Annotated in this window: 24 protein-coding genes; 18 read left to right on the top strand and 6 right to left on the bottom strand. The window is 74.8% G+C overall.

The annotated features are described in order from the left end of the window. Positions 1 to 26 precede the first annotated feature (26 nt). From ABZ234_RS10430 to ABZ234_RS10415, 4 genes are all read left to right on the top strand, one after another. Positions 27 to 2,702: a GTPase-associated protein 1-related protein gene (locus ABZ234_RS10430; RefSeq protein WP_355011791.1), complete on the top strand. Its 2,676-nt coding sequence runs from the start codon at positions 27 to 29 to the stop codon at positions 2,700 to 2,702. Beyond that, complete coding sequence (locus tag ABZ234_RS10425) at positions 2,699 to 4,474, top strand: hypothetical protein (RefSeq protein ID WP_355011790.1); 1,776 nt, start codon at positions 2,699 to 2,701, stop codon at positions 4,472 to 4,474. The genes ABZ234_RS10430 and ABZ234_RS10425 overlap by 4 nt, the downstream gene beginning before the upstream one ends. Then, entirely contained in the window at positions 4,471 to 4,632 is a 162-nt protein-coding gene (locus tag ABZ234_RS10420; protein ID WP_267946117.1) for a hypothetical protein, read from the top strand. The genes ABZ234_RS10425 and ABZ234_RS10420 overlap by 4 nt, the downstream gene beginning before the upstream one ends. Positions 4,633 to 4,758: 126 nt before the next feature. Further along, the gene (locus ABZ234_RS10415) at positions 4,759 to 5,055 is read left to right on the top strand and encodes a YciI family protein (protein WP_355011789.1); all 297 of its coding nucleotides are present in this window, start codon (positions 4,759 to 4,761) and stop codon (positions 5,053 to 5,055) included. A 78-nt stretch (positions 5,056 to 5,133) separates the two neighbouring features. On the opposite strand, the gene ABZ234_RS10410 is transcribed toward ABZ234_RS10415, so the two are convergent. Then, complete coding sequence (locus ABZ234_RS10410) at positions 5,134 to 5,586, bottom strand: VOC family protein (RefSeq protein ID WP_344183543.1); 453 nt, start codon at positions 5,584 to 5,586, stop codon at positions 5,134 to 5,136. 24 nt (positions 5,587 to 5,610) lie between these two features. Here ABZ234_RS10410 and ABZ234_RS10405 point away from each other — a divergent pair, with 24 nt between their 5' ends. Together ABZ234_RS10405 and ABZ234_RS10400 are read left to right on the top strand one after the other, a co-directional pair. Continuing rightward, on the top strand, positions 5,611 to 6,240 hold the full coding sequence (locus ABZ234_RS10405; protein WP_355011788.1) for a TetR family transcriptional regulator: 630 nt from the start codon (positions 5,611 to 5,613) through the stop codon (positions 6,238 to 6,240). Between the two features lie 414 nt (positions 6,241 to 6,654). Beyond that, complete coding sequence (locus ABZ234_RS10400; RefSeq protein ID WP_355011787.1) at positions 6,655 to 7,116, top strand: hypothetical protein; 462 nt, start codon at positions 6,655 to 6,657, stop codon at positions 7,114 to 7,116. A 108-nt stretch (positions 7,117 to 7,224) separates the two neighbouring features. Here the strand turns inward: ABZ234_RS10400 and ABZ234_RS10395 are convergent, their stop codons facing one another. Further along, a complete protein-coding gene (locus ABZ234_RS10395; RefSeq protein ID WP_344183537.1) occupies positions 7,225 to 8,241 on the bottom strand; it encodes a substrate-binding domain-containing protein in 1,017 nt (338 codons plus the stop codon). A gap of 213 nt (positions 8,242 to 8,454) precedes the next feature. On the opposite strand from ABZ234_RS10395, the gene ABZ234_RS10390 reads away from it, so the two are divergent. From ABZ234_RS10390 to ABZ234_RS10375, 4 genes are read left to right on the top strand one after another with little or no spacing between them, the layout of a single operon-like run. After that, positions 8,455 to 9,750, top strand: a complete 1,296-nt coding sequence (locus ABZ234_RS10390) for an extracellular solute-binding protein (protein WP_267946123.1) — start codon at positions 8,455 to 8,457, stop codon at positions 9,748 to 9,750. Continuing rightward, positions 9,747 to 10,637, top strand: coding sequence for a sugar ABC transporter permease (locus ABZ234_RS10385; RefSeq protein ID WP_267946124.1), 891 nt, complete (start codon positions 9,747 to 9,749; stop codon positions 10,635 to 10,637). Before ABZ234_RS10390 ends, ABZ234_RS10385 begins: the two co-directional genes overlap by 4 nt. A gap of 1 nt (position 10,638) precedes the next feature. Further along, the gene (locus ABZ234_RS10380) at positions 10,639 to 11,463 is read left to right on the top strand and encodes a carbohydrate ABC transporter permease (protein ID WP_267946125.1); all 825 of its coding nucleotides are present in this window, start codon (positions 10,639 to 10,641) and stop codon (positions 11,461 to 11,463) included. Between the two features lie 46 nt (positions 11,464 to 11,509). Then, complete coding sequence (locus ABZ234_RS10375) at positions 11,510 to 13,183, top strand: glycoside hydrolase family 43 protein (RefSeq protein ID WP_355011786.1); 1,674 nt, start codon at positions 11,510 to 11,512, stop codon at positions 13,181 to 13,183. Between the two features lie 376 nt (positions 13,184 to 13,559). Here the strand turns inward: ABZ234_RS10375 and ABZ234_RS10370 are convergent, their stop codons facing one another. Beyond that, positions 13,560 to 14,015 (bottom strand): YkvA family protein, encoded by a 456-nt coding sequence (locus ABZ234_RS10370; protein ID WP_355011785.1) that lies wholly within the window; start codon positions 14,013 to 14,015, stop codon positions 13,560 to 13,562. Positions 14,016 to 14,612: 597 nt separating this feature from the next. Here ABZ234_RS10370 and ABZ234_RS10365 point away from each other — a divergent pair. The 8 genes from ABZ234_RS10365 to ABZ234_RS10330 all read left to right on the top strand — a co-directional run bounded on the left by ABZ234_RS10365 (position 14,613) and on the right by ABZ234_RS10330 (position 22,141). Next, positions 14,613 to 15,734 carry a hypothetical protein gene (locus ABZ234_RS10365; RefSeq protein ID WP_355011784.1) on the top strand — a complete coding sequence of 374 codons (1,122 nt, stop codon included), beginning with the start codon at positions 14,613 to 14,615 and terminating at the stop codon, positions 15,732 to 15,734. Between the two features lie 69 nt (positions 15,735 to 15,803). Beyond that, positions 15,804 to 16,577 (top strand): Flp pilus assembly protein CpaB, encoded by a 774-nt coding sequence (gene cpaB, locus ABZ234_RS10360; protein WP_344183527.1) that lies wholly within the window; start codon positions 15,804 to 15,806, stop codon positions 16,575 to 16,577. A 3-nt stretch (positions 16,578 to 16,580) separates the two neighbouring features. Then, positions 16,581 to 17,984 carry an AAA family ATPase gene (locus ABZ234_RS10355; protein WP_355011783.1) on the top strand — a complete coding sequence of 468 codons (1,404 nt, stop codon included), beginning with the start codon at positions 16,581 to 16,583 and terminating at the stop codon, positions 17,982 to 17,984. Then, positions 17,977 to 18,390 (top strand): TadE family protein, encoded by a 414-nt coding sequence (locus ABZ234_RS10350; RefSeq protein ID WP_267946131.1) that lies wholly within the window; start codon positions 17,977 to 17,979, stop codon positions 18,388 to 18,390. The genes ABZ234_RS10355 and ABZ234_RS10350 overlap by 8 nt, the downstream gene beginning before the upstream one ends. Then, positions 18,387 to 18,854, top strand: coding sequence for a TadE/TadG family type IV pilus assembly protein (locus ABZ234_RS10345; RefSeq protein ID WP_355011782.1), 468 nt, complete (start codon positions 18,387 to 18,389; stop codon positions 18,852 to 18,854). Before ABZ234_RS10350 ends, ABZ234_RS10345 begins: the two co-directional genes overlap by 4 nt. A 48-nt stretch (positions 18,855 to 18,902) precedes the next feature. Beyond that, positions 18,903 to 20,228, top strand: coding sequence for a CpaF family protein (locus tag ABZ234_RS10340; RefSeq protein WP_355011781.1), 1,326 nt, complete (start codon positions 18,903 to 18,905; stop codon positions 20,226 to 20,228). 55 nt (positions 20,229 to 20,283) lie between these two features. Beyond that, on the top strand, positions 20,284 to 21,216 hold the full coding sequence (locus ABZ234_RS10335) for a type II secretion system F family protein (RefSeq protein WP_330161168.1): 933 nt from the start codon (positions 20,284 to 20,286) through the stop codon (positions 21,214 to 21,216). Positions 21,217 to 21,229: 13 nt separating this feature from the next. Continuing rightward, positions 21,230 to 22,141, top strand: coding sequence for a type II secretion system F family protein (locus ABZ234_RS10330; RefSeq protein ID WP_344183521.1), 912 nt, complete (start codon positions 21,230 to 21,232; stop codon positions 22,139 to 22,141). A gap of 293 nt (positions 22,142 to 22,434) precedes the next feature. Here the strand turns inward: ABZ234_RS10330 and ABZ234_RS10325 are convergent, their stop codons facing one another. The 3 genes from ABZ234_RS10325 to ABZ234_RS10315 form a co-directional block, all read right to left on the bottom strand. Beyond that, positions 22,435 to 23,844 (bottom strand): hypothetical protein, encoded by a 1,410-nt coding sequence (locus tag ABZ234_RS10325; RefSeq protein ID WP_355011780.1) that lies wholly within the window; start codon positions 23,842 to 23,844, stop codon positions 22,435 to 22,437. A 135-nt stretch (positions 23,845 to 23,979) separates the two neighbouring features. Then, complete coding sequence (locus tag ABZ234_RS10320; protein ID WP_355011779.1) at positions 23,980 to 25,215, bottom strand: tyrosine-type recombinase/integrase; 1,236 nt, start codon at positions 25,213 to 25,215, stop codon at positions 23,980 to 23,982. 142 nt (positions 25,216 to 25,357) lie between these two features. Then, positions 25,358 to 25,864, bottom strand: a complete 507-nt coding sequence (locus ABZ234_RS10315) for a hypothetical protein (RefSeq protein ID WP_355011778.1) — start codon at positions 25,862 to 25,864, stop codon at positions 25,358 to 25,360. Positions 25,865 to 25,886: the final 22 nt, after the last annotated feature.

The raw sequence follows: 25,886 nt of genomic DNA, 5'->3' as shown, positions 1-25,886 counted from the left end.
ACCAGAACGACCGGAAGGGCGCGCCGATGGGTTTCGCTCAGCTCTACTACACCTCGTGCGAACACGGCCTGTCGGGGTACGCGGGATACCAGTTCAACGCGGCCACGCCCGGGGTGGACCCCCGGGTACTGAGGGAGGTCGAGCGGTTCACCGTCTACGAGCCGCCGCGCCGGTCCTCCCCCGCCGGGGTCGCCGCACACCCCGTCAACCTCTGTTACGCGCCGGACCTGGGCGGGGTCCCCGTGGTGAGCCGGGTCGTGTCCAGCGGCGACGACCCCTCGGGGCGGCCGGGCAACTACTTCGCGCACAGCCTGGTCCCCGCCGGAGGCGCGGCGGACGGCGACGGGGCCGGCGGTGTCCGGGACGGGGGCCCGCTGCCGGCCGAGCTGTGGGGCGCCCGCTTCTGGGCGGACGCACCGGTCCGCGGTGCCGGGCTCCCGGTGCTGGAGGTGCGGCGCGGCCCCTTGGACCGGCGCCGGACCGAGGCCTGGGCGCGCGGCCTGCCCCCGGAGGCGGTCGTGCGGCTGCTGGTCTGCGCGGACGGGGCCGTGGACGGCGCCCGGCCCCTCGTGCTCGTGGCCGACAGCGCCTCCGTCGCCCACTGGGTGGCGGCGCTGACCCACCTGATGCCGCCGGAGCGGGCGCGACTGCTGTCGTTCGCGACGTACGGCGCCGACCCGGACGGGACGCCGGTCCACGTCATCGGGGTGCCGCCGGGGTCGGACACCTCGCCGTGGGAGGACCGGTTCACCGTGCACGCCCCGGGGTCGGACTCCCCCGGGCGGCTGCCCGAACCCGACGAGCGGTCGCGGGCGGTGGCCGCCCGGCTGGTCGGCGCGGGGTCCCGCGGAGCGGTGGGCCTGTGGCGCGGGGCCGCCCCCTACGCGTCGGGGAGGGAGCGGCGCCTGGCGGACTGGCGCCCGGTGCTGGCCGCGGCGGCGGCCCTGGCCGGCGACCCGCTGGGCCCGGAGGACCTGCGGGCCGTCCGCGAGTGGCTGTCGGAGGCTGTGGAGTGGCTCGCCCCCGGGGACACGGCGTCGCTGGTCGCCCGGGTCCTGGACTCCGGCGCCGGGGCGCTGGACGACGGGGCGCTGGCCGGGTTGCAGCGGCTGGCCCACCGGGTGGGCGCGGACGAGGTCACCGAGCGGATCGAGCGCGTCCTGGTGCACCGCTCCCTGGACGGCATCGCCGGGGGCGGGGCCGCTCCCCGGGTCGCGCCGATGCGGTCGGACGCGGTGCGCGCGGCGGCGCGGGAGCGCATCTCCGCACTCCTGGCCGGCGAGCCTTCCGAGGAGTCCTCGCCCGGTCGGTCCGCACGGGTCGGGACGGAACCGGACGGGACCGGTCCGGAGGCCGGGGCGCCGGGGGGCGGGCGGCCCGGGGCGGAGGCTGCCCCGGCGCGGGCGCCCGGCGTGAACGCGGCAGCCCGGCGCGGCGGGGTGGGGGGCGGCGGGGTCGCCCCCGACCGGGCCGTGGAGCTGCTGCGATGGGCGCGCGCGGGAGGGCTGGCGCCGTCGGCGGTGAGCCTGGAGAGGTACGGGCGCGAGGTCGTCGCCCCTCTGCTGGCGGACCCCTGCTTCGGCCGTCCCTCCGCGCCCGGCGTCGCGGGAGCCGCCCCCGCCTCCGGGCGGCGGGGCGGGGCGCCGCGGGCGGCGTGGCCCGATCCCGCCGTGGCGGTCCTGTTGTCCCACCACCACGAGGTGCGGCGCGGCGCGGCGGAGCGGCTGGCGGCCCTGCCCCCCGACCGGCTCGCGGACGTGGCGATCGGCCCGGCCGGCGCCCTGTTCGCCGGCGACCGCGACGGGGCCAGCGCGCGCCTTCGCGAGCTGCGCCGCCTGGGTACCGACGACCGCTCCGACCCCGTGGGGCTGCTGGCGTACGTGGTGTCGGTGCGCCGGGAGGGGCGGGCGTCGAACGCTCCGGGCCTGGCCGAGCACGATCTGGACGACGCCCTGCTGACGGAGGTGTGGGGACCCGGGCACGGGCCGCACTCCGCCCTGCTGGCCCTGCGGGCGATGCGCCCCGGCGTCCTGGTGTCCCCGGGCGTGGGCGGCTGGGTGGCCGAGGCGATGGTGGCCGCGCCCGCGCCGGACGGGGAGCGGGCGTGGCGGGACCTGGTGGACGAGGTGTCCCGGCACTGGCTGCGCGACCGACTGCCGGCGGCGGGGCAGCGCGTGGCGGTGGAGTGGTCGGAGGTCCGCCCCCTTCTGGACGGGCTCCACCGGGCCGGGGAGGAGCACGGGCCGGAGCGGCTCGCCGCCGTGTACCGGGCGCTCGTGGAGGTCCACCCGGCGGTGGACGCCGTAGCCCGGCGGACGGTCGTGGGCGTGCTGTCCGGATGGCGGAGTCCCGGGACGCTGGCCGCGGCTCTGCGGGGGTGCCCGGAGGACGTGTTCGGGGCCTTCTGCGGGGTGGTCGCCGCCCGGCTGGCCGACGACCGGCCCGACACGGCGACGGCGGCCGCGGTGTACCTGGCCGCGGGGCACGAGGACCTGGCGGGGCACGAGCGCGGGGGGCGCCTGGACTCGGCGGTGCTCTCCCCCGCCGTGGCGGCGTGGCGCCGCCGCCACCTCGCCGGGGTGCGCAGACAGCTGCCCCGGGAGGGGGCGGCGGCGTTCGACGAGTGGGTCCGGCGGCGGCGCGGGGAACGGGAGCGGAGACGGTTCGGGCTGGGTCGCCGGGCAGGCGGGCGGCACACGTGAGCGGTCCCACGGGCGAAGGCGCGACCGCGGGCGCCGAGGGCTCCGCGCCCCCGGGCGGTGCGGCGGCCCGGACGCGCGGAGGCGCCGGAGGGCGGCGGGCGGGCGGGCGCGGGGCGCCGCCCTCTCGGCGGGGCCGCACCGGCCGGCCACGGATCGCGGGGTTCGCGGGGGCGCTGTGGCCGCGCCGGGACGGGGGCCGGGCGGACCTGGGGACGGGCTGCGCGGCCGCGGCGTCGGTGGCGGTGCTCGGGCTGGCGGTCGTCTACGTCCTGCGCTGGTGGCTGCTGGCGTTCCTGGTGAGCGCCGTCGTCGCCCTGGGCGTCGCCGCCGCCGCGGTCGGCGGGTCCGTGCTGACGGGCCTGTACTTCCGCCGGACGCACGAGGTGATGTTCGGTGGCGGCCGCCCCGAGGAACCGCCCCCGGGCGAGGGGGACGACCCGGCCCACCGCGCCTACCACGGGGGCCCCGCCTGGTGGGACCTGCGGACGATCGTGGGCCGGACCTGGGCCGCGTCGGCCCTGTGGGGGGTGCTCCTGGGCGCGCACTTCGCGGTCCACGCCCTGGTGGTGGCCGCGTACCTGGCGGCGGCATGGACGTTCGTGGGGGTGCTGCGGGTCGTGGACGCCGGCCTGCTGGTGGTCCGCCGGGTGCGGATGGTGTGCCCGGGCTGCTTCCTGCGGCTCGGCTACCCGGCGTACCTGTGCACGCGGTGCGGGCGCAGGCACGGTGCGATCCGCCCGGGGCTCCGGGGGCTGCTGCGGCGCCGGTGCCTGTGCGGGGCCCGGCTCCCCACGCTGCTCCTGCTGGGCTCGGCCGACCTGGACGCGCTGTGCCCGCACTGCGACCGGGGCCTGGAGCACCGGCCCGGTGAGGCCCGGGAGTTCGTGCTGCCGCTGTTCGGCAGCGCGGGCGCGGGCAAGACCCGCCTGGTGGCGGGGATGAACCTGGCGCTGGCCCAGGCCGCGCGGGGCACACGGGAGGCGTACGTGGAGCCCGTCGGCGAGGAGACCGTCCGGCGGCTGCGCGACAGCGAGCGGCTCCTGACCGCGGCCCACCGGACCGGCCCCACTCCCCCGGGGCGCGAGGTCCGCGGGCTGACGGTACGTGTGGGGGCCGAGGGGCGGACCCTCCTCCTCCAGGTGTACGACGCGGCCGGGGAGCGGTTCAACCGGTCGGCGACCACCGAGGAACTCACCTATCTGGGGCAGGCGTCGACGTTCGTGCTGGTGGTGGACCCCCTGGGCGTCGAGGCGGTGTGGCGGTCCATGACCGCCGGGGAGCGGTCGCGCCTGTCCGGGCACCGCTCGCGCGTCCGCGACCCCGAACTGGCGTACGGGGCGGTGCGCGACGAGATCCGGCGCCAGTACCGCATGTCCGGCCGCAGACTGCGGCCCCGGCGTGCGCGGACCCGTCTGGCGGTGGTGGTCACCCGCGGAGACCTGGTCCGCGGCACCTCGGCGGCGCCCGGCGGGATGCCGCCGGAGGAGTGGGCGGCACGGACCCTGGGGCTCGGGAACCTTCTGCGGGACGCGGCGGCCGACTTCGGGGAGGTGCGGGTGTTCCTGACGGCGTCGGTCGCCGACGGCTCCGGGACCGCGCACCCCAGCCTCTCCGCACTGCTGCGGTGGGTGCTGGCCGGGGAGTCCGCAGCGTTCGCGGGGATGCTGGCCGGGTCCGCGCCCGGTTCCGGGGCGGGGACCGCACCGCGCGGCGCGCCCGTGCCCCTCGGCTCCGCCCCGCCCCGGCCCGAGCGCGTGGGAGGCGGCCGATGAGCTGCCGCACCCCCGGGCACCGGGGCGCGCGCCGGACGATCGCCGTCACCGTCTACCTGGTCACCGGGGTACTGACGGCGGCCGCGGTCACCGCCGCCGTCTGGTTCGGCGTCGCCGCCGTCCAGTTCGTGTGGGAGCACGCCCTCGCCCGGATGTGACGGCGCCCCGTCGTGCCGGGGGCCGGGTGGCGGCCGGAACCCGGCCGGCGCCCCGGGGACCGCCTGTGGCACAGTGGCGGCGGAAGCGGTGCCCACCGCCTGACCACGCCTTACGGGAGGAAACCGATGGCCGTCTTCGCCGTCACCTACACCTACGCCGACGGGAGCGCCGCCGCACGCGACGAGCACCGCCCGGCCCACCGGGAGTACCTGGGCGGGCTGTCCGAGCGGGGCGTCAACCTGTGCTCGGGCCCGTTCGGCCCCGAGGAGGCCCCCGGCGCACTGCTGCTGTTCCGGGCCGACTCCCGCGAGGAGGCGGTGGCCCACACCGAGAAGGACCCCTTCCGGATCCAGGGCCTGGTGGCGGAGGTCTCCGCCCAGGAGTGGGTCCCGGTGCTGGGGCCGCTCGCCGAGCACTTCTGATCCGGCGCCCGGTGCGCACGCCGCGGGACAGGGCGCCCCGGCCGGTCCCGCGGCGCCCCCCGGCCGGTCCCGCGTGCGCTACTCCGGCGCGAAGCCGTTGTCCCTCATCCACCGCGGGTCGGGGGCGACCAGCTGGAGGATCTCCACGAAGAGCCCCTCGGGGCCGGCGACCTGGAAGCGGCGCTGCCCCCAGGGCTCGCTGACCAGGGGCAGGACGATCTCCAGGCCGGCCTCCCTCAGCCGCTTCTCCTCCGCGTCCGCGTCCTGCACCAGGAAGGCGACGAGTGTCCCCGCCACCGTCCTGCCGAGCATCCCCTCGGCGAGGGACGCGTGGTCGCGCCGGACGAAGTCCAGCGACAGGTTCTTGTGCTGGGCGTGCTGGGTGTTGACGTACCAGCCGATGTCGGCGCCGATCTCGAAGCCGATGTGCTCGGCGAACCACTCGGCGCTCGCGCGCGGGTCGTCGCAGAGCACCGCCATGCCGATGAGGTCGATATTCACGGTGTTCTCCCCTGAGTCGTTCTTGACCACTTCACCTAAAGTACTACACTTAAAGTGGTTGCAGCAAGCAGCTCTTCCCGACGACTGGAGACCGAGACCATGCGGCAGAACCCCGAACGCAGGCGCGCCCTCCTGGACGCGGCCATCGACGTCCTGGCCGAGGAGGGGGCGCGGGGGCTCACCTTCCGGGCTGTGGACGCACGCGCGGAGGTGCCGAAGGGCACTGCGTCGAACTACTTCGCCAACCGCGCCGAGCTCCTGCTCCAGGCGGGCGCGCACGTCCATGTGCGCCTGACCCCCACCGACGAGTTCATGGACCGGTTCACGAACGCCCTGCCGTCCCGGGAGCAGACCCGGCTGGGCATGCAGGACCTGCTGCGGCGCATCGAGCACAACCGCAACGGCTACCTGGCGCTGCTGGAGCTCCGGCTGGAGGCCAACCGCCACCCGGGCATCCGCGAGGAGCTGACCCGCACCATCAAGGAGACGCTGGAGGAGAACGTGCGCACCCACCTGGAGGGCGGCTTCCCCGGCGACCGGACCACCGTGGTGACGCTCTACCTGGCGATGACGGGCCTGTTCATCGAGCACCTGACCCTGCCCGCGGTACTCGCCGACGACGCCGCCGGCCCCCTGGTGGACCGCATGGTGGACCTGATCGTCCCCGGCCCCGACCAGGCATAGCCCGCCCCCGGCCCCGCACGGGCCTGCCGCCCCGGGGAGGCCGCCCCCTCTGCGCCCGCCCCGGGAGGCTCCCCGTCCGGAACGCCGGCGACGGCGCCCTGCCGCCGGGAAGCGGAGGGCCCCGGCGCGGGCCGGCACCCTGCGTTCACCGGCGTGGCCCCGGACGCCGCACGCCCGGTGCCACTGCCGGACGCGTGCCCGCCCGCCGGGGAGGAGGCAGGCGCGCCCCCGGGCTCCGAGCCCTTCGCCGGCCCCGACGCCCCGCCCCCGAGAAGGACCCCGCACGCCGCCCGCGCCCGCGACGGCCGGTCGGCACGCGCCCGGGAGAGTCCGCGACGTCCGGTCCGTCCCGGAAAACCCCTGTCCGGGGGCGGCTCCGGCGTGCAAGACTCCAGAATCTCGCGAGGAGGCCCTGTGCACACACACCACTTCGGCATCGTCACCGGCGACGGCCACACCCGGCGCGCCGTCGTCGAACTGCCGGGACGGCCCGACGCGGTCGTGACCGGCGACGACGAGGCCGGGCTGGCGGACGAGATGTCCGAGGTCGTCGCCGGGCGCCTGGGCGTCTCCCCCGACGAGGTCGACGTGACCCTCTTCGGGCACGACGGCGACGACCCCTGCTACGCGGCGGCCGTCCTGTGCGACGGCGCCGGGTGGCACACGCGGTTCCCGGCCCAGGAGGACCTTCCCGCGGCCCTGGACCTGCCGGTGGCGCTGAGCCGGGAGGCGGCCGAGGGCCAGGCCCTGCGCGCGCTCGCCTCCGCGCTGGGCCGCCCGGCCGCGGGCCTGGACCTGGAGGTCGTCCGCATCGGGCCCGGCAGCGAGGACGCCGACGCGGACGAGGGGTGGGACGAGGACCGGGACGGTCCCTGACCGCTCCCCGCGACCGCGCCCGCGACCGTCGGCCCGCACCGCACGTGAGCGCCCGCCACCCGGCGCTCCCCTCCGCGTGTCCCCGCCGGGCGCGGCCCCCCGGGCCGGTCAGCCCTTGGGCGGGGCCGTGCTGCTGCGCTCCACGAGCCGTGTGGCCATCTCCACGCGGGTGGTCTCGGGCCGGTCTCCGCCGACCAGGTCGAGCAGCATGCGCGCGGCCATCTGCGCCATGTCGCGCAGGGGCTGGCGGACGGTGGTCAGCGGCGGAGTCGCCCACAGCGCCTCGGGCAGGTCGTCGAAGCCGATCACGCTGACGTCGTCCGGGACCCGCAGCCCGCGGTCGAACAGGGCCCCGTAGGCCCCCCGGGCCATCTGGTCCGACCCCGCGAAGATCGCGGTGGGGGGCTCGGGCAGCTCCAGGAGGGCGGCCGTCTCGGTCCGGCCCGTGTCCAGCAGGAAGTCGCCGTAGCGGACGTAGTCGTCGGGGACGGCGAGGCCCGCGTCGCGCATCGCGCTCCGGTAGCCGTCCACCCGCGCCCGGCTGCACATCACGTCCGGCGGGCCGCTCAGCGTGGCGATGCGCCGGTGGCCGAGGCCGATGAGGTGCTCGGTCGCGGCGACGCCCCCGGCCCAGTTGGTGGCGCCGACCGCCGGGACGTCCTTGGCGAGGTCTCCGACGGGGTCGACCACCACCACGGGTATGCCCAGCGCGTCCAGCTGGGCGTGCTGCGCGGCGGACAGTTCGGACAGCACCAGGACCACGCCGTCGGAGTTGCGTGCCTGGAGGTTGTCCAGCCACTTGCGCCCCGGCCGGGTGCGGCTGCGGTCGTGCACGGCGGAGACCACGATGCCGAACCCCGCCTCGTGGGTGACCTCCTCGACCCCGTCCAGGATCGCCATCGACCAGGGGCTGCCCAGGTCGAGGAAGACCAGGTCGATGAGGCCCACCGTCCGGTCGTCGCGGTGCCTGCGCGGCTGGTAGCGGTGCTGTTCCAGGAGCCGTTCCACCTGGCGGCGGGTCTCCGCGGCGACGTCGAGGCGACCGTTGAGCACCTTGGACACGGTCGGGACGGAGACCCCCGCCTCCTGGGCGATCTCCGCCAGGGTGGGTCGTCGCTGTGGCATGCGCCTCCTCGTCGGATCCGGGCCGGGAGCGGTTCGCGGCCCTTCAGGATTCTATCTCGAAAGATTTCGAGGGCATTCGCCGTAACCTACCCGAAATCAGAGGGGGCCTTGACGCACCCCCTCGGACAACTTAGCGTCATGCCAACCGAAACATATCGAAATATTTCGAGAATTTCGACCCACGTCTCCCCCCGACGGAAGAGCGGTGTCCCCATGAGAAGCACCTACCGGATACGTGTGATCGGCGGTACCTCCCTGGCCCTGGCCATGCTCCTGGCCACGGGCTGCGGGACGACCGGGCCCGGCGGCGGCGACGCCTTCCAGGTGTGGGCCCTGGAGGACGCCGCGGTGAACGAGCTGGTCGAAGCGGGCATCGAGGCCTACAACGCCGACAGCGACGTCCCCGCCGAACTCGTCACCTACGTCAACGACTCCTACAAGCAGCGGCTCCAGGTGGCCCTCGGCTCGCCCAACGCCCCCGACGTGTTCTTCAACTGGGGCGGCGGCAACCTGGCGCAGTACGTCGACGCCGGCCAGGCCGTCGACCTGACCGGGGCGCTGGAGGACGCGCCGGAGTTCCGGGACGCCTTCCTCCCCAGCGTGCTCGACGTCGCCCGGATCGACGACGCCTACTACGGCGTCCCCATCCTCGGCGTGCAGCCCGTCGTGCTGTTCCACAACAGGGCGGTCTTCGAGGAGGCCGGCATCGAGCCCCCCGAGACCTACGACGAACTGCTCGACGCCGTCGACACCTTCCAGGAGCGGGGCGTCACCCCCGTCACCCTCCCCGGGGCCCAGGGGTGGACCCAGCTGATGTGGTTCTCGTACCTGGTCGAGCGGATCGGCGGCCCCGACAGTTTCCAGGCCGTCGTCGACGGCGAGGCGGGCGCGTGGAGCGACCCGGCGATCGTCAGGGCCATGGAGATGTGCCAGGAGCTGGTCGACAGGGGCGCGTTCGGCACCAACTTCAGCTCCATCGACTACGACAACGGCAGCGCCTCGGCACTGCTCGCCACCGGGGAGTCCGCCATGTTCCTCATGGGGACCTGGGACATCGCCCGCCAGCAGCAGGACAGCCCCGAGTTCATGGCGAGCGGCGACCTCGGGTACACGGCCTTCCCGACCGTGGAGGGCGGCGAGGGCGAACCCGGGGCGATCGTCGGCAACCCCAGCAACTACTTCTCCGTCAACGCCGACAGCGGGCACACGGACGCGGCCGTGGACTTCCTGGTGGAGACCTTCGCCTCCGACGAGTACGTCGACGGGCTCATCGAGGCGGGCCAGGTGCCCCCCATCGAGGGCGTGGAGGACCGGCTCCAGGAGAGCGAGCACGCCGACTTCGCCGTCTTCACCCACCAGCTGGTCTCCGAGGCGCCGAGCTTCACCCAGTCGTGGGACCAGGCGCTGTCCCCGTCCGCCTCGCAGGCCCTGCTGACCAACCTCCAGCTGCTCTTCCTCGGCGACATCACCCCCGAGGAGTTCTCCCAGGACATGGAGCAGCACCTGTGAGGACCGCGACCCCCGCGGAGCGGCCCGGGTTCGCCTGGGCCGCTCCGGCCCTGCTGTTCTTCGGCCTGTTCGGCCTGGCTCCCGTCGCGGTGGTCGTCTACCTCAGCCTCACCGCGTGGAACGGGCTCGGCTCCCCGCAGTGGGTGGGCCTGGACAACTGGCGGGCGCTCCCGGGCGACGACGACGTCACCCGCGGACTGGGCGTCACCCTGGCCCTGACCGCGCTGTGCTGGGCGACGCAGACCCCCCTGGCCCTGGCGTTCGGCACATGGGCGGCGGGACACCAGCGCGCACGGGCCGTGGCGAGCGCCGTGTTCTTCCTCCCGCTCCTGCTGTCCACCGCCGCCATCGCCCTGATCTGGAAGGCGCTGCTCGACCCGAACTTCGGCCTGCCCTCCCAGATCGGCCCCTGGATCGGGCTGCCCGACGGCAACGTGCTCGGCAACCGCTCGCTGGCCCTGTACGCGATCGTCCTCATCCTGCTGTGGCAGTTCCTGCCGTTCCACATGCTGCTCTACCAGGCGGCGGCACGGCAGATCCCGAGCTCCCTCTACGAGGCCGCGGAACTCGACGGGGCCTCCCCCCTCCGGAGGTTCTGGCACATCACCGTCCCCCAGCTGCGGCACACGATCATCGCCTCGTCCGTGCTGATCCTGGTCGGGTCGATGACCTACTTCGAGACCGTCCTGCTGCTCACCGACGGCGGTCCGGGCAACGCGACCCGCATCCTGCCGCTGCACATGTACAACCAGGGCTTCATCGCCTTCGAGATGGGCTACGCGAGCGCCGTCGCGGTGCTGCTGGTCGTCATCGGCACCGGGCTGTCGCTGCTGGTGGTGCGCGTGACCGGCTACGCCCGTATGACCAGCCAGAGAGAGGGAATGTGACATGGCCACCCGAACCAGGCCCTCGGTCGGCGGCGGGATCGGGGCCGCGCTGTGGCTCGTCGTCGTCGCGGTGCCGATCTACTACCTGCTCGCCACCAGCCTGCGCGGGCCGGGCGACTACATGGCCGACGGCCCGCTCGCCCTGCCGGACGACCTGACCCTGGACAACTACCTCAACGTCCTCGAGGTGGGGTTCCTGCGGTTCCTCGCCAACAGCCTGGTCGTGGCGTGCGGCTCCGTGGCACTGGTCCTCGCCGTGGCCCTGCCGGCGGCGTTCGCGATCGTGCGCGGCCGCAGCCGCGCCCTCCGTGTGGCGTTCCTGCTGTTCCTGCTGGGGCTGGCGGTCCCCGCCCAGGCGGTGATCATCCCGATCTACCTGATCATCACCCGTCTCAGCCTGTACGACAGCCTCACGGCGATCATCCTGCCCACCGCCGCGTTCACACTGCCGATCTCCATCGTGGTGCTGACCAGCTCGCTGCGCGACGTGCCCGGCGAGCTCTACGAGGCGATGGCGCTGGACGGCGCCACCAACCTCCAGGCGTTCCTGCGCCTGGTGCTCCCCCTGGCGCGCCCCGGCGTGGTCACCGTGGCCATCTTCGTGGGGCTCAACGCCTGGAACAACTTCCTCTTCCCGCTGGTGCTCACCCAGAGCGAGGAGAACCGCGTCCTCCCGCTGGGCCTGTGGTCCTTCCAGACCCAGTACGGCACCGACGTGCCCGGCCTGATGGCCGCCGTCGTCCTCTCCACCCTGCCGATCTTCGCCCTCTACCTGTTCGGGCGCAGGCACCTCCTGGGCGGGCTGGCCGCGGGGTTCGGCAAGTAGGAAACCCCTCCCGACCACACACGAACCGCACTGACGAAAGGCCACGATGACGACCCTCCCCGCCACCGCCGCGCTCTCCGGGACCATCGCCAACCCGGTGCTCCCCGGGTTCCACCCCGACCCCTCGATCCTGCGGGTCGGGGACGACTACTACCTGGCCACGTCGACCTTCGAATGGTGCCCGGGGGTGGTGCTGCACCACTCCAGGGACCTGGTCCGCTGGCGTCCCCTGGGCGGCGCGCTGACCGAGGCGCGGCTCCTGGACCTGACGGGGCGCCGGGACTCCGCCGGCGTGTGGGCCCCCTGCCTCTCCCACAAGGAAGGGCTGTTCTACCTGATCTTCACGAACGTGGAGAACTACGCGGGCGGCTTCTGGGACACCCCCAACCTCGTGACCACCGCACCGGCGGTCACCGGCCCCTGGTCGGACCCGGTGCCCCTGCACTCCATGGGGTTCGACCCGTCGGTCTTCCACGACGCGGACGGCCGCAGCTGGGTGCTGTCCAACCTGAACGACTGGCGTCCCGGCAGGAACGCGTTCAGGGGGATCGTGCTCCAGGAACTGGACACCGACGCGATGCGGCTGGTCGGCGAGGCGCGTCTCATCTTCGCCGGGACCGAGGCCGGTGTGACCGAGGGGGCGCACCTGTACCGCAAGGACGGCTGGTACTACCTGATGACCGCCGAGGGCGGGACCACCTGGGACCACCAGGTCACGGTGGCGAGGTCGCGCCGGATCGAGGGCCCCTACGAGCCCGACCCGGCCGGCCCGACCCTCACCTCTCGCCCCGACCCCTCGCTGGTCCTCCAGAAGGCCGGCCACGGGAGCCTGGTGGAGACCCGGGGCGGCGAGTGGTTCCTGGCGCACCTGGCCTCGCGCCCCCTCACCGAGCGCGGAAGGTGCGTGCGCGGCCGGGAGACGGCGCTCCAGCGCGTGGCCTGGTCGCCCGAGGGGTGGCCGCGGGTGGAGGGGGCCGCGCCCCGCGAGGAGGTGCCCGGCCCCGCGCTGGAGCCCCACCCGTGGCCGGAGCCGCCGGAGACGGACGGCTTCGACGCCGCCGAGCTCCGCCCCGAGTGGAGCACCCTGCGGCGCCACGCCTCCGCGGACTGGCTGTCGCTGGAGGAGCGCCCGGGGCACCTGCGGATCCGGGGCGGGCAGTCCCCCGCGGGCACCGGCTCGCCGAGCCTGGTGGCGCGGCGCGTCCAGCACGAGCGGTGCGCCATGGAGACGGTGATGGAGTTCCGCACCCGCACCTTCCAGCAGATGGCCGGCCTCACGGCGTACTACAACACCCGGCACTGGCACTACCTGAGGATCGGTTTCGACGAGGAGGAGGGGATGTTCGCGAGGGTCCTCACCTGCGACCGGGGCCGGTACCGGGAGGTCGGGCACCGTGTCGTGGTCGAGGACTGGGAGCGCTGCCACATGAGGGCCGTGATCGACGGCGCCGAACTGCGGTTCGGCCTCTCCCGGGACGGGCGCTCGTGGACCGACATGGGCGTGGTGCTGGACGCGGGCATCCTCTCCGACGACCACGTGGCCGAGCGCGAGGGCGGCGAGGGCGGCCATCCGGACCGGGAGGGCAACGCCGGCCTGGTGAGGGCCTGGGGTTTCACGGGCGCTTTCCTCGGCCTGTGGGTGCACGACCTCGCCGGGACCGGGTGCCACGCCGACTTCGACCACGCGTCGTACCGGGGGACGGCGCGGCCCGACCGGTGATCCCGCGCCGGAGCGGCGGACGGGGACCGCTCCTCGGCCCCGCGGGGCGTGGGAGCGGCGGGCGGGCCCGCGTGCCCCGGCGGGCCGTCGGCGGCACACGGCCGGACGCCGTGGCCCACGACGTGCTCCGGCCCAGGGCGCGGGCGGGCCGCAGGGCCCGTCCGCATCGTTGCGGAGCCACAGGCGTCACACTGTCACCATTTGCGGACCGACCACAATTGCTTTGAGGTCTCAACCCCCACGCGTCACGGGGGCGGCTCGGCGCCGGGGCGGGCCCGGGCCCCGGCCGCGGGGACGGACGGACCGGAGCGGGCCCCGCGTGTCCGGTGACGCGCGGGGCCCGTCAGTGCTTCCGGGAGGCCGGGCGGCCCGCCCGTCAGGACCTCCGGGCGGCGGCCCGGTCGGCCCCGTCTCGGGCGCCCCCGGGGCCCGGGCCCGCCTGTCCGGGATCCGGACGACCGGCGCCCTCACCGGGCCGGTTGGCCTCGTGGAAGGCCTGCTGGGTCTGGCTCTGCCGCTCCCACCGCACGAAGCGCTCGCTCTCGCCGAGCGCCATCGTGGTCAGCCACACGGCGACGCCGATGTCGTCCGCGAGGCCGAGCAGGGGGATGAACAGTTCGGGGACGAAGTCGACCGGCGAGACGATGTAGACCGCCAGCACCAGCATGCCGAGCAGCTTCCCGCTGCTCAGGTCCGGGTACCGGCCGCGCATCTTGGCCCCGAGCATGCGCGGGACGGCCCCGATCCGCTTCCAGACCGAGATGTCGGTGTCGGAGTTCTGGATGACCTGCCAGGCGGCGGCTCCGGCCGCGGCACGGTTTGCCTTGCGCATCGTTGGTCTCCTCAGGGGCGTCTGACTTCTCAAGATATGACGCGAAGTCCCCCCGATTCGTTCCCTCCGCAGGACGCCCCAACCCCCGACGAGACGCACGCGACACCCGTGCCCGCCGGGGAGTTTTCCACAGTTCGGCCGTGGGCACTGGTGGGAGGCGGAGCGGAGGGGCATCCTTGGGTGGGAAGGACGGAGGTGAGGAGACGAACACGCGTACAGCCCGCGAACACGCCGGGCAAGGCACACACATGTCCACCGGACCGGCGCGGAACGGCCTGTCCACCCCCTGGCCGCATGCGGCCGACGCGACCGGCGTCCCGCCCCGGGCCGGTCCCCCGGGACCTGCGCGGGAGGCGCCGCGCACGGGTCGCGCACGCGGGTTCCCGCCCCCGGTCCTTCCGGCCGGCCCGCGCCTCCTGTTCAATGGCGACAAATGCGAGGTCTCCCCCCTTCAGCCACACATTCGTTACGATGCGTTCGGGTGGCACCTTCGACGCGGGAGGCCGCTCTGCTTCAGATCTCTCCCAAGCGCGCAGAACCGATGGAGCTTGCCCAGTGTCCAGAGCCCAACCTCGGTCGGCGACGACCGTCGCCCTGTTGGCGGATATCCCCAGCACGGGCCATGTGGGCGAGGTCCGGGCGCAGCGGTTCGCGATGCGGGGCGAGGGCATCGGCGAGCGCAGCTCGGCGTTCGTCGCCTTCGCCAGGCAGCAGGTGGACGCCGGCCGCAAGGTCGTCGCGCTCTACCCCGCCTGGCGGTCCGAGGACGCCGAACGCGCGATCAACTTCGCGCGCGGCTCCATGCGCACCGACCACGTCGCGGGGATCGCCGTCGACCTCTCCCCCCTGGCGCTGTCACTGATCGCGGACCAGCTCGCCTACCTCGCCCCCTACCTGCCGCCGGGCATGGTCGCCGCGCTCTGCGACGAACTCCCCCGGCACCTGCTCGCGGGCGCCTGGCTGAAGACGGTCTCCGGCCTGTCCACCATCCCCACCTCGATGCGCCAGCACATGGGCTCCTTCGCACCGTCCGTGTCCTTCCTCGCCTACTGCGCCCCCACCGCCCGCGTGGGACGCCTGCGTCCGGCCGACGTCTCCCGGACGCTGCCCTTCCGCCCGGTCCAGCCGGTCCAGCTGCTCTGCTCCACCCCCGACCCGTCCATCACCGGGGTCTTCGACGACAACCTGCCGCAGGCCATCCAGCCGGTGGCCACCCGCACCCTTCCCGTCCAACCGCTCGGGCCCGTGTACTGGGGAACGTCCCGGTACGTGGAGTTCGTTGCCCTGAGCGCCCACCCCCAGGCGCTCGCCTACGCGGCGGGCGCCATTCGCGCCTCGTACTGCTCCTGGTGCGGCGAACCCATGTCGGGCAGGCCCTGCCCCTTCTGCTCGGCCGACAGCCCCCGGACCGGCGCAGGCGTCCGGACACCGCAGACGTCCCGGCCCCCCGTGCCCGAATCCGCGCCCCGGCCGCAGCGGCGCCCGTCCCCCGGACCCGCGCAGGGCCCGGTGGAGGGCCCGTCGCCCGGCCACGCGCGGGGCCGGCGCCGGGCGGGGCCCCTACCCTCCGACCCGCCGTCCGACGGCACCCCTCCGCCCCCGGGCGGCAGGGGCGCCTCCGACGGCCGACCGACCCCACCGACCGCCGACCGGCCGGAGGGCGCCCCGTTCGCGGGCCGCGCCCTGTGGCCCGGTACACCCAGGACCTACTCCCGCTAGGGCCCGCGACCGCGCCGGCCCGACGGGCGGACGGCTCCGCGACGACACTGGAAACGGAAAAGACCCCCTATGAACCCCCGTCAGCGACGTGGCGTGCTGCTCATGGTCGTCGCCGCCATCGGCGCCGTCGCCGTGTTCGCGTCCGTGTTCACCTACCTCAACTCGCAGCAGGACCGCCTGGGCGAGTTCGCGACCGTCCTCCGCCTGTCGGAGGACGTGGACGCCTACCAGCCCGTCGGCGAGGACTCCGTCGAACGGGTGCAGGTGCCGAGGATGTACTTCGACCCCGAGGTGTTCATCACCGACCTGGCCGACGTGGACACACCCGCCGACCAGGAGCTCGTCGCCGCCTCCCACCTGGAGGAGGGCGTCTACCTCCAGCGCGGCATGGTGCAGCCCCAGCCCACCCTCACCACGGGCGAGCGGGAGATCGCGATCATGGTCGACGCCGAGACCGGTGTCGCGGGCAAGGTGCAGCGCGGATCGTTCGTGGACATCTACGGCACGTTCCAGCCGCGCGACCACGGTGAGGCGTGCGCGGTGCGGATCATCACCGAGGTCGAGGTCCTCGACATCGGGGAGCTCCGTTCCCAGGAGCGCGAGAACGGCGGTGTCTCCGGGGTGGTCCCGGTGACCTTCCGCCTCGACCCGCAGGCGGCGCTCCAGCTCGCCTACGCGGAGGACTTCTCCACCAAGCTCAGGCTGGCGCTGGTGAGCGCCGACGGCGGCGGAACGCCCGGGGCCAGCGAGTTCTGCAGCGGGGACTTCGACGACCTCGCCGGGGGCGCGACCCCCGACGAGGGAGAGACGACCGACGAGCGGCCCGCGCCGCATGGGGGGTAGACGTTGATGTTCCGAGTCCTGGCGGGTATGCCCACCTCCGAGGCGGAGCTGGTGCTGGCCGCGCGCTTCGAGGAGCTGGGCAGCGCCGAACTGGTGGCCTCCCGGCCCACCACCTCCGCGCTGATCGACGCGGCGGGGGAGTTCCCCGAGATCGACGTCGTGCTCATCCACCAGGAACTGGGGCCCGCCCCGGTGTTCGACGCCATCCGCGACCTGTCCCACCGCCACCCCCAGCTCGCGATCCTCCTGGTCTCCCCCACCATGGACCCCGACACGTTCACCGGGGCGATGGAGGCCGGCGCCCGGGGCGTGCTGCCCCACGACTCCGGGATCGCCGAGCTGGAGACCCGCGTCACGAAGGCCGCGGAGTGGTCGCGGACCCTGCGCCGCCACCTGGAGTCGGCGTCCCTGGACCTGCCCGCCTCCGGTGTGCGCGGCCGGATCATGGCCGTCAGCGGCGCCAAGGGGGGCGTGGGCGCCACCACCTGCGCCGTCCACCTCGCGATGGTCGCGGCGGCCGCCGGCCGGGTCGTGTGCCTGGTGGACCTCGACCTCCAGACGGGCGACCTGCCCGCGTTCCTCAACCTGCGCCACCGCCGCTCCATCAGCGACCTGGTCGACGCCGGGGACGACATCACCCCGGGGATGCTCGCCGAGACCCTGTACGTGGACCACCGGGGCCCGCACGTCCTGCTCGCGCCCGAGCACGGCGAACGCGGCGAGGACGTCACCGCCCGCGCCACCCGCCGTGTCCTCAACGCGCTGCGCTCCCGGTACGAGCTGGTGGTGGTGGACTGCGGCTCGACCATGAACGAGGCCACCGCCATGGCGGTGGAGCTCGCCGACACCGCGGTCGTCACCGTCACCCCCGACGTCCCGGCGCTGCGCGGCGCCCAGCGGCTCATGGGCATGTGGGAACGGCTGCAGATCCGCTCCCACGAGGACGTGTACTCGCTGGTCACACGGCACAGCCGCAAGAACGAGATCCAGCCGGACTTCCTCCAGCAGCTGTTGGGCACCAGGGTGCTGCGCACCCCGGTCCCCGCGGCCTACCGGGCCCTCGAACCCGGGGAGAACAACGGCGATCCGACCAAGGTCACCGACGAGGGCCTGCGCAAGGCCTTCGCGCGCCTGGCCGCGGAGCTGGACCTGCTGAGCCCGCCGGCCCCTCCGGGCAGCGGCGGCAAGGGCGGGTCGACCACGCCCTCCGGCGGGCTGGGGTCGTTCGCCGCCCTCGCGGACCGCCAGGCACTCGCGCCGTCCACCCGCGACGTGTCCGGGTTCCTCAACGCGTCGGTCCCCGATCCGGCCCACAGGGCCGCCAACGGGTCCTCCGCGACGCCTTCGGGGGGCCGCCCGGCGGCGGGGCCGTGGGGCGGCGGGGGCCGCGGTGGGTTCGATGGCTGAGCCGCGGTCCGCGCGCGCCCGGCGCCGCCGCGACGACGGCGCGGTCATCGTGGAGTTCGCGGCCGCGGTGCCGTTCATGATGCTCGCGATGGCACTGGTGTGGCAGGTCCTGCTTCTCGGCATCACCTCGATGTACGCCTCGCACGGCGCCGCCGAGGCCGCCCGCCAGGCCTCCGTGACCCCCGACGACATGGAGCGCATCGGTGAGGAGGCCCGCAAGCGGGTGCGGCCGCCGTGGGACGGCGAGGACGTGATGACGGTGAGCGTCGTCGAGCGCGACGGCGGGCGGTTCGCGCGGGTCACGCTCGCCATGCCGATCTTCCTGCCCGGGGTCACGGGGCCGTGGGACATCACCGGTGAGGCCCTGGTCGTCCCCGAGGTGGAGCCGCGGGGGACCGCGCCATGAGCCGACCGACCGCCGGTCCCGGCTCCGGCCGGGGCGGCCCCACCTCCCGGGGTTCCTCCCCGGGGCGCCCGCGCGGTGGAGCCGCGCGGCGCCTACCGCTCGGCGGCCGGGCGGGGCGGGACGCCGACCGCGGCGGCCCGCTCCTGGAGTTCGCGGCGTTCTTCCCGATCCTGCTCCTGACCGCGGTCGTCGCGATCGAGGCGTTCCTGGCCTTCGTGGCGGTCGAGCGCCTGGAGTCGGCCGCGCGCGCCGGCGCCCGGGTGGCCGGGGCCGAGCAGTTGCCGGGCGCGGAGGCGGCGGCCCGGGAGGCCCTGCCCTCGTGGCTGGACGACGCGACCGTCACCAGCGGGACCAACGACAGCGAGGGCTTCTACGTGGAGGTGTCGCACCCGCTGCCCATCGTGTTCTCGTCGTCGGGGCTCGACCTGACCCTGACGCGTCGCGTGGACATGCCCAATGTGTGAGGCGGGAGCGGTGCGCCGCGCCCGTCCGGGGGGAAGGAGACGAGGGACATGGGCCTGAAGGACCGCCTCGAGGAGGACCGCGTCGTCGAGGGCCGCGCGGACAGCGCCAGCGTGACGCACTGGCGGCGGCGCCTCCTGGAGGAGATCAACCTGGAGGACCTCACCCAGCTGTCCCTGGCGCAGCGCCGGGTGCGGCTGGAGAAGGTCGTGGGTCACGTCCTCACCCGCGAGGGCCCGGTGCTGTCCGACCGTGAGCGGTCGCTGCTGATCCGCAGGGTCGTGGACGAGGCCCTGGGCCTGGGTGTGCTGGAGCCCCTGCTGGCCGACGAGACCGTCACCGAGATCATGGTGAACGGTCCCGACAACGTGTTCATCGAGCGCGGCGGCAGGATGCAGCGTGTGGACGCCACCTTCAACGGCGAGGAGCAGCTCTACCAGACCATCGACCGCATCGTGTCGCTGGTCAACCGCCGGGTGGACGAGTCCTCGCCGATGGTCGACGCCCGCCTGCCCACGGGCGAGCGCGTCAACGTGATCATCCCGCCGCTGTCGCTGTCCGGGCCGATCCTGACCATCCGGCGCTTCCCCAAGCCCTACCCCATCGACGAGCTCGTGCGGATGGGCAGCCTGGACGCGCCGACGGGCATCCTGCTGGCCGCGATGGTGCGGGCCCGGTTCAACATCGTGGTGTCCGGGGGCACCGGCACGGGGAAGACCACGTTCCTCAACGCCATGTCGGCGTTCGTGCCGACCGACGAGCGCATCGTCACCATCGAGGACTCCGCCGAGCTCCAGCTCATGCAGGAGCACGTGGTGCGGCTGGAGACCAGGCCGGCCAACATCGAGGGCCGGGGTGAGATCGCCATCCGCGACCTGGTCCGCAACGCGCTGCGGATGCGCCCCGACCGCATCATCGTCGGCGAGGTGCGCGGTCCGGAGACCATCGACATGCTCCAGGCCATGAACACCGGCCACGACGGCTCCCTGGTGACCGTTCACGCCAACTCGGCCGACGACGCCATCTACCGGCTGCAGACCCTGGCGACGCTGGGCGACGGCAACGTGCCCTACGACGCGATCCGCGACCAGATCAACAACGCGGTGGACGCCATCGTGCACCTGGGGCGCTGGCCGGACGGGTCCAGACGGGTCAACGAGATCGCCGTGGTCTCCTCACGCCGCCGGGAGGAGTTCCGGCTGGACCCGGTGATGACCTTCGACGCCCTGCCCACGGGCCCCAACAGGTCCGTGTCGGGCGAGTTCCGGCACTACCCGATGCCGCGGCACATGGCGGGACGGATCTACCACGTGGGCGAGGCCATCCCGGCGGCGTTCGGCGTCGTCCCCGACGAGGGCGTCGCGGGCCGATGGTGACCCCCCTTCCCGAGCCCTCCGGGGCGTGCTCGCCCCCCACCCGATTGGAGTCCCGGTGACCTGGCAGTTCGTGGCGATCCTCGGCGGCCTGGCCGTGGTCCTCGCCGTGGCCCTGTGGGGGCTGTGGGAGTTCGTGGCCAGCGCCGAGCAGCGTCGCATGATCGCCGCCCGCAGCGCCCTGGACCGGGCCGAGTACGAGGCGTCCACGCCGGCCGCCCGCCTGGACGCGGCCATCTACCGCACCCAGTGGGGTTCGCGTCTGTACCGCCGGATCGCCAGGTCCGGGGCGGACGTGCGCCTCTCGACGTTCGTGCTCGCGCTGACCGGCGGTTCGCTCCTGGCGGTGATCGTGGTCTGGCAGGTCCTGGCCCCGTTCTTCGGCCTGCTGGCCGCGGTCGGGGTGGCGTTCCTCTTCTTCTCCTACCTGAACCGGGCGGAGGCCAAGCGGCGCGAGGAGTTCACCGCCCAGCTGCCGGACCTGGCGCGGGTCCTGGGCAACGCGACCTCCGCCGGGCTGGCGCTGCCCACGGCGGTGGCGATGGCCGCCGAGGAGCTGGACGGGCCCGCCGGGGAGGAGCTGGGCCGGATGGCGGAGTCGATGAAGCTCGGCGCCGCCTTCGAGGAGGCCGTGCGGGAGCTGCGCGAGCGGATGCCCTCGCGTGAGCTGGGGGTGCTGCTGTCCACACTGGTGGTGGCGTCGCGCTCGGGAGGTTCGCTGGTCACGGCGCTGCGCAACATCTCCGAGACCCTGGAGAACCGCAAGGAGACCCGGCGCGAGGTGCAGACGATCCTCAGCGAGACGACGAGCACCGTGTGGGCTCTGGGGTTCATGTCGGTGGGCGCCCTGTTCCTGATCAACGGCATCGAGCCCGGGATCATGCGCGTCATGACCACGTCCGTCGCGGGGGTGACGGTGCTGCTGGTGGTGGCGGCGCTGTTCGCGCTCGGTTTCCTGCTGGTGTCCCGCATCACCAAGTTCGACCTCTAGAAGGACTCCCCCGATGAGTGTGCTCCCCACCCTGGTCCCGCTCGCCGCGGCGCTGGCCGGCGCCCTGGTCGTGCTGACCGCCTGCTACGGCCTGTACCTGACCATGTCGCGGACCCGGGTGGAGGTGGGCGGTCCGGCGGCCCGCACGCCCCGGACCAAGTCGGAGGAGACGTTCTTCCTGCACCGCCTGACCGAGGCGATCGGCAAGCCCTTCGTCAAGTCGGTCCTGGCGTCGATGAGCCCGCGGATGCGCGCCTCCGTCACCGAGCGGCTGGAGGCGGCGGGGCGCCCGGACGGGCTGACCGTCGAACGGTACGTGCGGCGCAAGATCGGCGAGGTGGCGCTGTACGGCCCCCTGGGGCTGCTGATGTTCGCCGTGGGCAGCCCCCTGGTGGGCGTGGTCGTGCTGGCGTTCATGGGGCTGACCGATCTGAGCATGTACGTCCAGGGCCAGGAGCGGGCCGACCGGGTGCAGTCGCAGCTGCCGGACTTCCTGGACGTGCTCTCGGTGACGGTGAGCGCGGGGATGTCGTTCCGGGCCGCGGTGGCCAGGGTGGCCGAGTCGATGCCCGGGGTGCTCGCCGACGAGTTCACGCTCGCCCTCCGCCAGATGGAGCTGGGGACGTCCCGGCGCGAGGCCTTCGAGATGCTGCGGCGCCGTACCCGCAACGAGTCGCTGAGCAAGTTCGTGACCGCCATCCAGCAGGCGGAGGAGCTGGGCGCCCCGCTCAGCGACACCCTGGTGGACATCAGCCGGGACATGCGCCGTGCCGACGCCCAGTACATGCGCCGCAAGGCCCAGCGGATGAACCCGCGCGTGACGATGGTGACGGCGGTGACCCTGCTGCCGGGGCTGCTGATCCTCATCGTCGGGTCCATGTTCCTGGGCACAGAGGTCGACCTCGGCGCCATCTTCGGCGGCTGACCGCCGGTCCCCGGGGCAGCCCCCGACCGCGGTGGGGGGGGGGGGCCCCCGGGGGGGGGGGGGGGCCGGGGGGGGGGGGGGCCCCGGCGCCGGGGGCCCGGGGGGGGGGCGGGCGCCCCCCGCCGTGCCCGGGGGCGCCCCCGCCCACGGCGCGCTCCCCCGGCGGGTGCGGAGCCGTGCCCCTCCCCCCTCGGGGGGCCGGTGCGCCGGAGCGGGGCCCGCCCGGCTCACCGCGGGGCCGGGGCCCGGCCGGCGCGGTCCCCGCCGGTGCGGGAGCGGTCCCCGGGCGCGGGTCAGCGCCAGGTGGGTCCCCAGTTGGCGCTCTTGGACACCCCGGGCGGCAGGGGCGGCAGGATCCCGGTGCCGGGGGTCCCGGGGCGCTGGGCGGCCCGGCCCGGGGGCTCGGGCGCGGGGTCGGCGGACGGTGCGGGCGGTGCGGGGCGCGGCCCGGCCGGGGGCCGGGTGTCCGGCGTCGGCAGGGGCGGCACGGGGAAGGGCTCGGTCCACGGTTCGGCCGGGGGTGCGGCGGGGGTCGGGGCCGGTGCGGGCGCCTCCTCGGCCAGGAAGCCGCGCACGCGCCCGGGCTCGGGTTCGTCCACGGCCAGGACGGGTTCGGGGATGGGGGTGTGCTCGCCCTCGTCGTCGCTGGGGATGGCGGGTTCGGCCGGGGCGACGCGCTTCCACCACAGGGCGGCCTCCTCCCGGGGCAGTTCGGACTCCACCTCCAGCCATCCGCGGACCTGGGGGTGGCGCCGTCCGGCGTTCCAGGAGCGGGGGTAGGGCTGTTCGTCCAGGACCAGGACGGGTTCGCCGTCGACGGTGGGGATCTCGGCGGGCACGCCCTCGTTCCAGACCCAGGTGCCGTCGTGGGCGACCAGGTTCCACCAGCCGCGCACGGTCTGGGCGGCGGGGTCGGGGTCGCTGTCGCGGAAGGCGGCGACCCAGCGCGGGTCGGGCGGGTCCCCGGCCAGCCCCTGGCCGCGGGGGCCGACGAGGGCGTCGGCGAGCAGGGTGTGGAGCTGGAAGTTGTCGCCGATGCCGTCGAAGAGGACGCGGAAGGCGCGCTGGGAGTGGCGGTCCATGACCAGGGCGCTGGTGGCCTCGGTCATGCGCAGCAGGGCGCGGACCTCGTCGAACTCGTTGAGCAGGTCGCTGAGCTGGTTGGCGATGGCCATGAGTTCGGCGTGCAGGGAGGGTGTGCGGCGCACCAGGGCGCGCACGGAGGCCTCGCCGAGCATGGTGCGGGCGGCCAGGCCGTGGCGGCGGATGGTCCACCAGCACATGGTGGCGTTGGGGGCGTCGGTGCCGAGTTCGGCGGCCACGCGGGCCTCGGCGTCGGCGGTCACGGAGTCGGGGTCGGGGGGCGGGCCGCCGCCGGTGCGCTCCCAGGCGCGGACGAAGACGATGGCGCCCTTGCCCATGGTGCGCAGGCGGTGCAGGACCTCGGGGCCGGTGGGGCCGGGGTCGGTGCCCATCTCGACGAGGGCTCCGGCGACCACCGACAGGTCGGCGATGATGCCGGGGGCGGCGTGGTCCCCGGAGAGGAGGGGGGCCAGGGCCTCCAGGGCGAGTTCGCGCTCGGAGGCGGGGATGCGGGAGGCGAGTACGTAGACCGTGTGCACCGCCGGGGGGAAGTGGCGGGGGTCCGTGGCGACTGAGGCGTCGATCAGCTGCTGGAACGCCCTGCGAAACTCGTCGACCATGGGTCCGTCCCCTTTCTTACGCAACCAACCTAATGTCTCATCAGGGAAGGATCGCACTTTAACGGGTGATTTCATGTGCTGCTGGTGGGTTTGTTGACGTTTTGAGACGCCGGGGGCGTAAGGGCCCCGCGGGGCTCACAGCCCCAGTCGTGTGACCGCGTTGTCCTCCAGCGGGTTGGCGGTGCGGATGTAGTCGTGCACGGTGCGCGGGTTGGTCCACCGGCCCTGGCGCATGATCTCGCGGTCGGTGGCCCCGCCCAGGGCCGCCTGGGTGGCGAAGCCCGCCCTCAGGGAGTGGCCCCCGAAGTCGTCGGGGTCCAGACCGGCCCGCTCGGCGTAGCGTTTGACCAGCTCGTTCACCGCCCGCCCCGACATCGCCCGCTCCCCCACCCGGCCGTGCCGGGTGACCGTGGGCAGCAGCGGGCGCTCGGAGCCGTCGGCCAGGTCGGTGCCCCGCCAGCCCTGGCACCGGTGCGCCGGCGAGGCCGTGGCCGCCGTCCCCTCCACCAGGGCCCGCACCGCCTGCGGCCCGCCGTCGCGGCGCGCCTCCAGCACCTGGGACCAGTCGGCCAGCGCGCACACCGGGCAGGTGTGGCGGTGGCGGCCCCGGGGCAGCGCCACGACCTGGCCGTGGCGCCCCTCCTGGTCGGTCTTGGTCGAGCCCAGCCGCACCACCAGGGCCGGGGTGCCGGTGGAGGCGTCGGTGCGCACCGCCACGTCGTCGAAGGTGAGCGCGGCCAGCTCGGCGCGGCGCAGCGCACCGGCGAACCCGGTCAGCAGCAGCACCGCGTCCCTGCGGCGGCAGACCCCGCCGGGGAAGCCGTCGGCGGGGCGCACCGCGAGCAGGGACTCCAGCGTGGAGAGCACCACCGGGTCCTTGCGGCGCGGCCGGCTCCTGCGGGTGCGGCGGATGCCGCGCAGCGTCATCCGGACCACCTCGGCGCGGGTGGGCGTCTCCAGGCCGTGGGCGCCGTGGACGGCGGCGATGGCCGCGGAGCGCCGTTCGATGCTGGAGGGGGCCAGCGCCCACCCGGCGCCGTCCTCGGTGCGGGCCTGGGCGCAGGCGGCCAGGTAGACGGCCACGTCGACCGGGTCGGCCGGGAGCGACTGGCGGTGCTCGGCCAGGCACCAGGCGGTGAAGGAGGTCCAGTCGGCGCGGTAGGCGCGCAGGGTGTTGGGCGACTGGGCGCTGGCCAGGTACCGGCCCAGGGTCCGGGCCTGTTCGTCGTCGAAGCGCTCGCGGACCCGGGCCAGGGCGCGGGTGTCCACCAGGACGCTGTGGGTGACGCGCTCCAGGCGGGCGCGCACGGTCGCGGGCAGGGCGGCCTCGTCGGCCGGTTCGGGGTCCTGGGAGGGGGTGGGTGTGTTCACGGTTATCCATGATGGCCCAGGCGCGGGTGCGGGCGGCACCGCGACGCACGGGGGCGTGCGGGGGTGGTGGCTGGTGTGCCGGGTGTCCTCAGCGCCGCCGGTCCGGTCCCGCGCGCGGGGGCGGTGTGGCGGGGGCCACGGCTCAGCCGCCGAAGTGGGCGCGCAGGGCGTCCCACAGCTCGGCGGGCGGCATGACCCACAGCAGGGGCGCCGCGGACAGGACCAGGGCGGCCGTGAACCCGATGGCGGCGATCCTGCGGCGCAGCACCAGGGCGGTGACGGCGCCGCCCGCCGGGACGCCCAGGGCCAGGACCAGGACCCACACCAGGGCGTTGCCGACCGCGTCCATCGCCTCCTGCGGGGCCGGGGCGGTGGGGTCGGCCGCGGCCACGGCGGCGTCCTGCAGGTCCATGGCCGTGAACAGCAGGTTGGCCAGGGCCAGGAAGGTGCCCAGGGCCCACACCAGGGTCAGCACCACCCACAGCAGGGTGATCCTGCGGTCGGGCGGGTCGGCCACGACCACCGGGGTGCGGCTGATCCTGCCCCCGGTGCGCGCCGGGGGCGCGTCGGCCTCCCGCGTGCGGGGGGCGGTGGCGGACACGGGGGCGGTGGGCCGGTCCTTGCGGCGTTTGCGTTTCTTGGGTGACACGCGCCTGTCCTTGGTGGGGTGG

The sequence above is a fragment of the Nocardiopsis sp. NPDC006198 genome, assembly GCF_040613895.1.
In the GTDB taxonomy this organism is placed as follows: domain Bacteria; phylum Actinomycetota; class Actinomycetes; order Streptosporangiales; family Streptosporangiaceae; genus Nocardiopsis; species Nocardiopsis tropica.
This window is presented reverse-complemented; position numbering and strand designations above follow the sequence as displayed.

Excerpts from the sequence above, each read along its gene's own strand:
- ABZ234_RS10430 (WP_355011791.1), top strand. The coding sequence starts at position 27 with ATGGGTTTCGCTCAGCTCTACTACACCTCGTGCGAACACGGCCTGTCG.
- ABZ234_RS10345 (WP_355011782.1), top strand. The coding sequence starts at position 18,387 with ATGAGCCGACCGACCGCCGGTCCCGGCTCCGGCCGGGGCGGCCCCACC.
- ABZ234_RS10330 (WP_344183521.1), top strand. The coding sequence starts at position 21,230 with ATGAGTGTGCTCCCCACCCTGGTCCCGCTCGCCGCGGCGCTGGCCGGC.
- ABZ234_RS10350 (WP_267946131.1), top strand. The coding sequence starts at position 17,977 with ATGGCTGAGCCGCGGTCCGCGCGCGCCCGGCGCCGCCGCGACGACGGC.
- ABZ234_RS10340 (WP_355011781.1), top strand. The coding sequence starts at position 18,903 with ATGGGCCTGAAGGACCGCCTCGAGGAGGACCGCGTCGTCGAGGGCCGC.
- ABZ234_RS10390 (WP_267946123.1), top strand. The coding sequence starts at position 8,455 with ATGAGAAGCACCTACCGGATACGTGTGATCGGCGGTACCTCCCTGGCC.
- ABZ234_RS10380 (WP_267946125.1), top strand. The coding sequence starts at position 10,639 with ATGGCCACCCGAACCAGGCCCTCGGTCGGCGGCGGGATCGGGGCCGCG.
- ABZ234_RS10325 (WP_355011780.1), bottom strand. The coding sequence starts at position 23,844 with ATGGTCGACGAGTTTCGCAGGGCGTTCCAGCAGCTGATCGACGCCTCA.
- ABZ234_RS10415 (WP_355011789.1), top strand. The coding sequence starts at position 4,759 with ATGGCCGTCTTCGCCGTCACCTACACCTACGCCGACGGGAGCGCCGCC.
- ABZ234_RS10420 (WP_267946117.1), top strand. The coding sequence starts at position 4,471 with ATGAGCTGCCGCACCCCCGGGCACCGGGGCGCGCGCCGGACGATCGCC.
- cpaB (WP_344183527.1), top strand. The coding sequence starts at position 15,804 with ATGAACCCCCGTCAGCGACGTGGCGTGCTGCTCATGGTCGTCGCCGCC.
- ABZ234_RS10370 (WP_355011785.1), bottom strand. The coding sequence starts at position 14,015 with ATGCGCAAGGCAAACCGTGCCGCGGCCGGAGCCGCCGCCTGGCAGGTC.
- ABZ234_RS10395 (WP_344183537.1), bottom strand. The coding sequence starts at position 8,241 with ATGCCACAGCGACGACCCACCCTGGCGGAGATCGCCCAGGAGGCGGGG.
- ABZ234_RS10375 (WP_355011786.1), top strand. The coding sequence starts at position 11,510 with ATGACGACCCTCCCCGCCACCGCCGCGCTCTCCGGGACCATCGCCAAC.